Origin of the sequence: Halomonas sp. 707D4 (assembly GCF_024158685.1) — a bacterium.
GTDB lineage: Bacteria > Pseudomonadota > Gammaproteobacteria > Pseudomonadales > Halomonadaceae > Vreelandella.
Genome location: NZ_JAMZBD010000076.1, coordinates 1 through 9,590 on the forward strand (window position 1 = coordinate 1; position 9,590 = coordinate 9,590).

7 protein-coding genes are annotated in these 9,590 nt (G+C 65.2%); 6 read left to right on the plus strand and 1 reads right to left on the minus strand.

What is annotated here, in order from left to right:
* On the minus strand, positions 1-279 hold a 279-nt coding region (locus BIS11_RS05185), incomplete at its 3' end, for an amidase family protein (protein ID WP_367399198.1).
* 259 nt (positions 280-538) lie between these two features.
* Between BIS11_RS05185 and BIS11_RS05190 the strand changes: the two genes are divergently transcribed.
* The 6 genes from BIS11_RS05190 to BIS11_RS05215 all read left to right on the plus strand — a co-directional run.
* Positions 539-1,900, plus strand: a complete 1,362-nt coding sequence (locus BIS11_RS05190) for an aspartate aminotransferase family protein (protein ID WP_301283004.1) — start codon at positions 539-541, stop codon at positions 1,898-1,900.
* 19 nt (positions 1,901-1,919) lie between these two features.
* A complete protein-coding gene (locus BIS11_RS05195; protein WP_253424519.1) occupies positions 1,920-3,416 on the plus strand; it encodes a CoA-acylating methylmalonate-semialdehyde dehydrogenase in 1,497 nt (498 codons plus the stop codon).
* 122 nt (positions 3,417-3,538) lie between these two features.
* Positions 3,539-4,159 carry a TetR/AcrR family transcriptional regulator gene (locus BIS11_RS05200; protein ID WP_253424522.1) on the plus strand — a complete coding sequence of 207 codons (621 nt, stop codon included), beginning with the start codon at positions 3,539-3,541 and terminating at the stop codon, positions 4,157-4,159.
* Between the two features lie 246 nt (positions 4,160-4,405).
* Positions 4,406-5,044, plus strand: a complete 639-nt coding sequence (locus BIS11_RS05205; protein WP_253424525.1) for a hypothetical protein — start codon at positions 4,406-4,408, stop codon at positions 5,042-5,044.
* Between the two features lie 16 nt (positions 5,045-5,060).
* A complete protein-coding gene (locus BIS11_RS05210; protein ID WP_253424528.1) occupies positions 5,061-6,992 on the plus strand; it encodes a flotillin family protein in 1,932 nt (643 codons plus the stop codon).
* 142 nt (positions 6,993-7,134) lie between these two features.
* Positions 7,135-9,590: DNA repair ATPase (locus BIS11_RS05215; RefSeq protein WP_253585793.1), on the plus strand; the 2,456-nt coding region annotated here is incomplete at its 3' end.

The window sequence follows — 9,590 nt, forward strand, 5'->3', positions numbered from 1 at the left end:
CTCCAACACCCGCGCCGCATGCATAACCTTCATATCCTGATACTTCCCCGCCACCAGATGAAGCCCCACCGGCAGCCCCTGGTCATCTAGCCCGCAGGGCAGTGATGCAGCAGGTTGCTGGGTGAGATTGAAGGGGGAGCTGAAAGGGGTCCAGTCTCTCCAGTCTTTATATTTGCCGCCCGGCGGCACGTTGTGGCCTGCCTCAAAAGGTGAAGTGGGCATTGTGGGGGTAACGAGCAGATCGAATCGCTCGTGGAAGGTGGCCAGGTGGGCGGTCAGTTGGCTTTACGTGAATCGACGCTTCTAAACGCTTAGGTATAAATTGCGCATGAGCGAAACCTCGGGCCTTACCCTCATACTGGTGTGCTGACCGGCAACGCTCATCTTTGGAGCTTGGGGAACCGAAACAATCAAGCGGGTGCTGCGAAGTAAAATGCTAACGTATGAATCCTCTAACGTGAACTAAAGAAAAGTCAGTTTTTATAAACGTGGCGAGCGGCGCATGCTGGAGGGGTCTTCCACTTCTGGAGCTGGAGCCATGACGGATCTTTCCACGGGCGCCTCGCCCCGCAGCGCGGTTGTCGAGCGCTCGAGTGCGGCGCTCAATCAACACTACTGGATGCCCTACAGCAGCAACCGAGATTTTCGCGCCAATCCTCGCGTCATCACCGGCGCCGAGGGGCGCTATTACATCGACGACCAGGGGCGCAAGCTGTTCGATTCGCTCTCCGGGCTCTGGACCTGCGGCGCGGGGCACAACCGCGAGGAGATCCAGCAGGCGGTTTCAAAGCAGCTCGGCTCGCTCGACTTCGCGCCGGGCTTTCAGATCGGCCATCCTTTGGCCTTCCAGCTCGCCGAGAAGATCGCGAGCCTGACGCCGGAGGGGCTCGACCACGTCTTCTTCACCAACTCCGGGTCGGACGCGGCGGATACCTCGATCAAGATGGCCAGGGCCTACTGGCGCCTGAAGGGCAGGCCCGAGAAGACGCGGCTGATCGGCCGCGCCAAGGGGTATCACGGGGTCAACGTCGGCGGCACGAGCCTGGGCGGCATCGGCGGCAACCGCAAGCATTACGGGCAGTTGCTGGACGTGACCCACCTGCCGCACACCCTGCAGGCGAATCATGCCTTCACCCAAGGGCAGGCCGAGACCGGCGCGGAGCTGGCCGATGCGCTGCTCGATCAGATCGCGCTGCACGATGCCTCGAACATCGCGGCGGTGATCGTCGAGCCGATGTCCGGCTCTGCCGGGGTCATCGTGCCGCCGAAAGGGTATCTGGATCGGCTGCGCCAGATCTGTACCGAGCATGACATCCTGCTGATCTTCGATGAAGTGATCACCGCCTTCGGGCGCAGCGGCGCGCGCACCGGCGCCGAGGCGTTCGGCGTCACGCCGGACATCATGAACGTGGCCAAGCAGGTCACCAACGGCGCCATTCCGATGGGCGCGGTGATCGCAAGCGGCGAGATCTTCGATACCTTCATGCACGGCGGCGGCCCGGCCCACGCCATCGAGTTCCCCCACGGCTACACCTACAGCGCCCACCCGGTGGCCTGCGCGGCGGGTCTGGCGGCCCTCGATATGCTCGAGCGCGAGGACTTCCCCGCCCAGGTGCGCGGTATCGCCCCGGCCTTCGAGCAAAAGCTTCACGCCCTGAAGGGCCGCCCCCACGTGGTGGACATTCGCAATTTCGGGCTTGCCGGCGCCATCCAGCTCGCCCCGCGCGCGGGCGACCCGACTATCCGCCCGCGCGACGCGCATCTGGCGCTGTGGGAGGCGGGCTTCTACGTGCGCTTTGGCGGCGACACGCTGCAGTTCGGCCCGCCCTTCGGCACGACCGATGCCGAACTCGAGCGGCTGTTCGACGCCGTGGCCACCACCCTGGATGCCCTCGCCTGACCGACCAAGGAGACCCCCGATGGAACACGTCACTCATCTGATCAACGGCGAGTCCGTTAAAAGCGACCGCACCCTGGCGGTCACCAACCCCTCCACCGGCAAGGTGATTCGCCAGGTGGTGGACGGCCGCCGCGACGACGTCGAGCGCGCCATCGCCGCCGCCCAGGCGGCGTTTCCCGCCTGGCGCGACACGCCCCCGGCCAAGCGCGCCCAGGTGATGTACCGCTTCAAGCAGCTTCTGGAAGACAACGCCGAGCGGCTGGTACAGCTCGTGAGCGAAGAGCACGGCAAGACCCCGGAAGACGCCCTTGGCGAGCTCAAGCGCGGTATCGAGAACGTCGAGTACGCCTGCGGCGTGCCGGAGCTCTTAAAAGGCGAGTACTCCCACAACGTCGGCCCGGGCATCGATGCCTGGTCGAACTTCCAGCCGCTCGGCGTGGTGGCGGGCATCACGCCATTCAACTTCCCCGCCATGGTGCCGCTGTGGATGTACCCGATGGCGATCGCCTGCGGCAACACCTTCGTGCTCAAGCCCTCGGAGAAGGACCCCAGCGCGGCCCACGCGGTGGCGGAACTCTTGAAGGAAGCCGGGCTTCCGGATGGAGTGATGAACGTGGTCCACGGCGGGCGCGAGGCGGTCGAGACGCTGCTGGACGCCAAGGCGATCAAGGCGATCTCGTTCGTCGGCTCCACGCCGGTGGCCGAGGCGATCTACAGCCGGGGCACGGCGAACGGCAAGCGCGTCCAGGCCCTGGGCGGGGCCAAGAACCACGCCGTGGTTTTGCCGGATGCGGATCTGGAAAACGCCGCCAATACGTTGATGGGCGCGGCCTTTGGCAGCTGCGGCGAGCGCTGCATGGCGATCTCGGTGGCGGTATGCGTGGGCGACGAGACCGCCGACCGGCTGGTGGACACGCTGCTTCCGAAAATCGCCGATTTGAAGGTGGGCCCTGGCACCGACAAGGGCCTGGACATGGGGCCGCTGGTCACCGCCGAGCACCGCGACAAGGTATTGAGCTACATCGAAGACGGCGTGAAGAGCGGCGCCAAGCTCGTCGCCGACGGTCGCGCGCTGACCGTGAAAGGCCATGAAAACGGCTACTTCGTCGGCGGCTGCCTGTTCGATCACGTCAACGCGGAGATGCGCATCTACCAGGAGGAGATCTTCGGCCCGGTGCTCTGCGTGGTGCGGGTGGGCAGCCTGGATGATGCCATGCAACTGATCAACGATCACGAGTACGGCAACGGCACATGCCTGTTCACTCGCGACGGCGAGGCGGCCCGGCGCTTCACCGACGCCATCGAGGTCGGCATGGTCGGCGTCAACGTGCCGCTGCCGGTGCCGGTGGCCTACCACAGCTTCGGCGGCTGGAAGCGCTCGCTGTTCGGCGACCTGCACGCCTATGGGCCGGATTCCGTGCGCTTCTACACCCGGCGCAAGGCGGTCTCCCAGCGCTGGCCGTCGGTCAGTGAGGCGACCCGGGCGGAGTTCTCCTTCCCGGCCAACCAGAGTTGACGTCCCGGGCCATCTAGGACATCGTCTCAGCACCGCCTTCGGGCGGTGCTTTTTTTCGTCGTCGCTTGCGCTGCGAGCATCGGCGGAGTCTCCCCCGTTTGCGTCACAAGGTAGCGCCGCGCGTGCCCAGAACCCAGGAAGAGATTCGCCAGACCAACGTTCGAAACATCCTCGAGGCCGCCGAGCGGCTGTTCGCCGAGAAGGGCTACGCCGGCGCCTCGATGGGCGAGATCGCCGCGCTCGCCGGGCTGCCCAAGTCCAACGTGCACTACTACTTCTCGACCAAGAAGGCGCTCTACCAAGAGGTGCTACTGGGGCTTCTGAAGCTGTGGAAGCAGGATGCGCTCTGCTTCGAGCTGTATGACGACCCGCGCGTGGTGCTCTCCACCTATATTCGCGCCAAGATGAACCACTCGCGCTTTCGCGCCCACGGTTCGAAGATCTGGGCCATGGAGGTGATGCAGGGCGCGCCGATTCTCGGCAAGCGCCTGCGCGAGAACCTGTTCGACTGGGCCAAGCTGAAGGAAGCCAAGATCAGCGAATGGGTGAGGGCGCAACAGATCGCCCCGGTGGAGCCCTCGCACCTGCTCTACATGATCTGGGCCTCGACCCAGCACTACGCGGATTTCGACTACCAGATCGGCCTGCTCAACCACGACCAGCCCCTCGACGACCTGCAGTTCGAAAAGGCGGTGCAGACGGTCACCTCGGTGATCCTGCGCGGGATCGGACTGACGGCCTAGCTTCCTCGAAGGCTAATGATTATTTGAAAGCAAGGAATGATTAGCCGCTTTTGTAAGACATTGGCTATGTTTTTATTAAGAGATTTCTTAAAAATTCCCCGCGCCTTGATTTTGTAAAGCGCTCCTGTAATTTTTCCTGATCCATGTACCGGCACGCCCGTGCCGTCTTGCCATTTCGCCGTTCATCACCGCGTGCCGCCTGGACGCCGGTGACGGCCCTTGTCCATGTCTCAGGGAAGAGAGCGCATGCCGCTATTCGTTTTCATCAGTACCACCTTTCCAACGGCCATCTTCTCGATCCTGCTGGTCGCCGCCGTCATCTACTGGCTGATCTCGCTCTCGGGAATCGGCGGCGATGACCTGGGCGATGGCGATATGGGCGATGGCTTCGAAACCGGCGGGCTGATGGCCACTCTGGGTCTCGAAGGCGTGCCGCTGCCGCTGGCGATCACGCTGGTCGCCCTGTTCGGCTGGCTGTTCAGCTACTTCAGCGAGCTGCTGCTCGGCGTCCACCTGGGCTCGGGGGCGCTGCACTGGCTGTTCGGTGCCGTGGTGCTCTGCCTGAGCGTCGCGGTGGGCGTCCTGCTGGCCTCGCTTGCGGTCAAGCCGCTGCGGCCGCTGTTCAAGCCCGCTCTGCACCTGCCCACGGAGCAGCGCCTGGCCGGCCTCGTCTGCACGGTGCGCTCGGGCAGCGTCGATCGCACCCGGGGGCGCGCCGATGCCTACATCGAGGGCGACCACCTGATTCTTCAAGTGCGCAGCGACCAGCCGCTCAAGCGCGGCGACCGCGCCATTCTGATCAACTATCTGGCCGAAGAGGACGCCTACCGGGTCATTCCGGAAGAGGAATTCCACGCCGGCTTCAATGATTCACCGACCCGTTGAATAGGAGAGAAACAGGATGAACTTATCGTGGATCATGCCGGTGGTGTTCGCCATCGGGATTGCCGTGGTCGTGATGATCGCGCTGCTGTCGCTGATCAAGGCGTTCTACCGCAAGATCGACCAGGGGCAGGCGCTGATCGTCAACGACCTCTCCGCCACGCCGAAGGTGTACTTCACCGGGGCGATGGTACTGCCGGTAATCCACCGCGCCGAGACGATGCAGATCTCGGTCATCACCCTCGAGCTCAACCGTACCGGCAAGGAGGGCTTGATCTGCGGCGACAACCTGCGCGCGGATATCGGCGTGACCTTCTACCTGCGCGTCAACGCCACCACCGAGGACGTGCTGCGGGTGGCCAAGTCCGTGGGCGCGGGTCGGGCATCGGATCGCAACGCGGTCAACGAGCTGTTCAATGCCAAGTTCAGCGAGGCGCTGAAGACCGTCGGCAAGAAGATGGACTTCATGCAGCTGTTCGACGAGCGCCAGAAGTTTCGCGACGCCATCGTCGAGACCATCGGCCAAGATCTGAACGGCTACGTGCTCGATGACGTGGCGATCGACTACCTGGAGCAGACGCCCAAGAGCTCGCTCGATCAGCACAATATCCTCGACTCCGAAGGCATCAAGCGCATCACCGAGATCACGGCGATGCACAACGTCGAGACCAACCGTCTCGAGCGCGACCAAGAACTCGAGATCCAGCGCAAGAACGTCTCCGCCCGCGAAGCCGCCCTCGAACTCGAGCGTACCCAGGCCGACGCTGAGGCGCGCCAGAAGCGTGAAATTGAGAGCCTGCGCTCCCGCGAGGAGTCCGAGGCGGCTCAGGTCAGCCACCAGGAACGCTCCAAGAGCGAAGCGGCGCGCATCAAGACCGACGAAGAGCTGGCCATCGCCGAGGAGAACAAGCAGCGCCAGGTCGAGATGGCCACCAAGGCCCGCGAGCGCGCGGTGCAGATCGAGGAGGTCCGCATCCGCCAGGCCAAGGAACTCGAGGACGTCAACCGCGAGCGCGCGGTGGAGATCGAGCGCATCGGCATGGAGAAGGCGCTGGAAGAGGAGCGCAAGGAGATCGCCGACATCACCAGCCAGCGTATCGCCGTGGAGCGCAGCGTCGCCGAGGAAGAGGAGAACATCAACGACGTGCGCAACCGCGCCGAGGCGGAGCGCAAGAAGGTCACGCGCCTGACCGCGGCCCAGGCCGATGCCGAGGAGAGCAAGCTCAAGGAGGTTCGCGCGGCGGAAGCGACCTTCGAGCGCTCCAAGCTCGAGGCCGAGGAAACCGTGCTGCGCGCCCAGGCGGAGCTGGATTCCGCCGAGAAGCGCGCCGCCGCCGAAGAGAAGCAGGCGCGTGGTCATCAGGCCCTGGCCGCCGCGGATGGCCTGGCCGAGGCGCAGGTGCTGGAAGCCCGCGCCCACGCCCAGCGCAGCGAAGGGCTCGCCCAGGCGGAGGTCAAGACCGCCACGGCGAAGGCCGACGAGGAGGCCGGCATGGCCGAAGTGCGCGTGCTCGAACAGCGCCTGGAAGCCGAGGCGATGGGCGAGGAGAAACTCGGCAGTGCCAAGGCCCAGGCCCGCGAGGCGATGGCCAAGGCCGAGGCGAACGGCCTGGTCGAGAAGCTGCGCGCCTACGACAACATGTCCGAGGAAGCGCGCAACTTCGAAGAGTTCCGCATGAACCTGGAAGTGCACGAGAAGGAAGTGATGGCCCAGATCGAGGCCCAGCGCATCGGCATGCTGGAGAACGGCAAGGTGATGGCCGCGGCGCTGCAGAACGCCAAGTTCGAACTGATCGGCGGCGATGGCGACATCTTCGAGAAGTTCGCCCAAGGCCTGGGCTACGGCAAGACGGTGCAGGGCGTGCTCGACAAGTCGCCGGCGCTGCAGGCCACCCTGGCCGGGCTCGCCAGCCGCGCCATGATGCCCGAGAAGTCCTCGGAAAACGCGTAAGGCGCGTCCCTTCGGGGACTCGAGACCGCAGGTGGAATGCCACCTGCGGTCTCGTCGACTCCTTGCGGCGCCGTGGGCGCCGTTCTCGCAAGCACCTTTCTTGCAATTCGCTATCTCGCAAGCACCTTTCAGGATGGACACGATGTCGAAGGACACTGGATCGAGCGATAACCATCAGGCCGAAGCGGTCGAGGGCCTGGTCAGGGAGAGCACGGCGTTCGAGACCATCAAGCGCCGGCTGAGCACCCAGGGCGGGGAGCTGGACGCGGCGGTCTCGCGCTTGAACGAATCCCGCGCCGAGACCTTCGGCGCCAGCAGCATGGCGCTGCTGGGCCGCGCTCGGGTACGCACCGAGAACAACGCCATCGCCCGCGACATGGCGCGCATCGGCGACCAGATCCTGTTCGGCTTCAACGTCCAGCTCGGGCTGCGCAAGGCGCTGGCGGCGAGCGACGTCTTCGCGCTCTATCATCTCAAGGACGACGACGAGGGCCTCGAGCTGACCGAGGCGTCGCTCGACGACAGCTTCCTCACCGACGAGCAGTTCCTGCGCGATTTCCGCGAACTGCAGCAGTACTACAGCCACGCCACGCTCGCCCAGATCGTGACCCTCAACGGCAAGCTGCTGGTGGCGTTCCAGATCGGCGAGAAGCTCACCGACCTGCGCGTGTTCCGCTGGGAGCTCGACGGGCGCGGCGAGGTGCGCCGCTACATCGACAACCGCGGCGAGCGCGACCTGGTCTTCCCCGAGCGCTTCGCCTTTCCCTGGCACGTAGCCGGGCGCGACATGCAGGAGCAGGGGCGTGCGCCGCACCTGAACATCCTCGATACGGTGTTCGTCGACAACCTCGGCGGCAACATCACCTTCAAGATCGAGAACAACACCAGAAGCGGCGAAGGCATCTTCGCCGACCCGGTGGCGTCGGACTCCCAGTCGCTGGACGATGCCACCTTCGAGTACGCCGACCTCGGCACGCTGTTGCTGGTGCGCATCCTGCCCTTCAACGAAACCGAGTGGCGCTACTACCTGTTCAACCGCGCCGAGCAGCACGTCAAGCGCATCGACGCCATGGCGGGCTCGGTGGTGGAGCTTCCCGAGAACCACGGGATCATCTTCCCCAACGGCTACTACCTCAACACCGGCGAGCTGACCACCTTCGAGGTGCCCGAGGAGGATCTGCGCTTCAAGCGCATGGTGCGCTCGCCCAACGGCGAGGACGTGCTGTTCGTCTTCTACGCCGAGGCCACCGGCGAGGTGGTGCTCTACCGCTACAACCTGATTCGCAAGCAGGCGGACACGCCGATGGTCGGCCACGGCGCGGCGGTGCTCGAGAACGGCCACCTGGCGCTCTTCCACGCCGAGCAGGAGCCGACGCTGGTCCATCCCATCCAGGTGTGGGCCACGCCCTTCATGTCCGAGCGCTTCCACGCCCAGGACGCGGTGCGCAACGACACCACGCTCGGTCGCATCGGCAACCCGGAACTGGTGCGCGGCATCGCCGAGCTCAACGGCATCGTCCAGCTCGCCGGCGAGCGCGCCACCAGCGAGCGCCACTTCAACGCCATCATCCGGCGGGTGGATCGTACTCTGAACCAGTTCTACTGGATCGGCGAGGCGGAGTTCGCGGCCATCCACGGTGCCCTCGAGCAGCTCAAGCACACCGCCGAGCTGATGCTCGACGAGTACGAGAAGGTCCAGGCGATTCGCGCCCAGACCGCCCAGGCGCTGGAGGCGCTCGACAAGGAGCAGGCGACGCTGCTGCGCGAGCTCAAGCCGAGCAGCTGGAAGACGCCGGACCTGTTCGTCACCTACCTCAAGAAGCTGCGCGATCACCGCGGCCGGCTGATGGCGCTGGGCGAGCGGCGCTATCTGGACACCGCGCGGCTCTCCGAGCTGCAGACGGCGCTGGACAAGGCCGAGGCGTCGCTGACCGAGCAGACCTTCACCTTCCTGGCCACCCCGGAGGCGCTGGAGGGCTACCGCGAGACCCTGGGCGAGATCAAGACACAGGTCGGTGAGGCGGAGAATCGCAAGGCGCTGGCGGCGTGCGTTGCGCGCTACCGCGAGCTGACCGCCGGGCTCGACATGATCCAGGGGCTGATCTCCTCGATGCCCGGCGGCGACGCGGTGGAGCAGACCCGCATCACCGAGAACATCTCGAGCATCTACGCCACCATCAACCAGCAGCGCTCCCAGGCCGAGATCCGCCTGCGCGAGCAGGGCAGCGCCGAGGCCAAGGCCCAGTTCGCCGCCCAGATGCGCCTGTTCGAGCAGAGCCTGGCCAACGGCGTGGGCGCGCTTCGCGAGCCCGATGACTGCGACCAGCTGATGACGCGCATGCTCGACCAGCTCCAGGAGCTCGAAAGCCAGTTCGGCGAGTACGACGAGTTCTTGAGTGCCATTCTCGAGCAGCGCGAAAGCGCCCACGAAAGCATCGAGGCGCGCCGCCAGCAGCTCCAGGAGGAGCGCCAGCGCCGGGTCACCACGTTGACCGACGCCAGCCAGCGAATCCTCGCCAACGTCGCCAAGCGCACCGAGCGCTTCGAGACGCTGGAAGAGCTGCACAGCTTCTTCGCCGCCGACGCCATGGTAGGCAA

What these genes read in the sequence shown, in the direction of transcription:
- BIS11_RS05190 (WP_301283004.1), top strand. Translation starts at nt 539, where the DNA reads ATGACGGATCTTTCCACGGGCGCCTCGCCCCGCAGCGCGGTTGTCGAG.
- BIS11_RS05205 (WP_253424525.1), top strand. Translation starts at nt 4,406, where the DNA reads ATGCCGCTATTCGTTTTCATCAGTACCACCTTTCCAACGGCCATCTTC.
- BIS11_RS05195 (WP_253424519.1), top strand. Translation starts at nt 1,920, where the DNA reads ATGGAACACGTCACTCATCTGATCAACGGCGAGTCCGTTAAAAGCGAC.
- BIS11_RS05210 (WP_253424528.1), top strand. Translation starts at nt 5,061, where the DNA reads ATGAACTTATCGTGGATCATGCCGGTGGTGTTCGCCATCGGGATTGCC.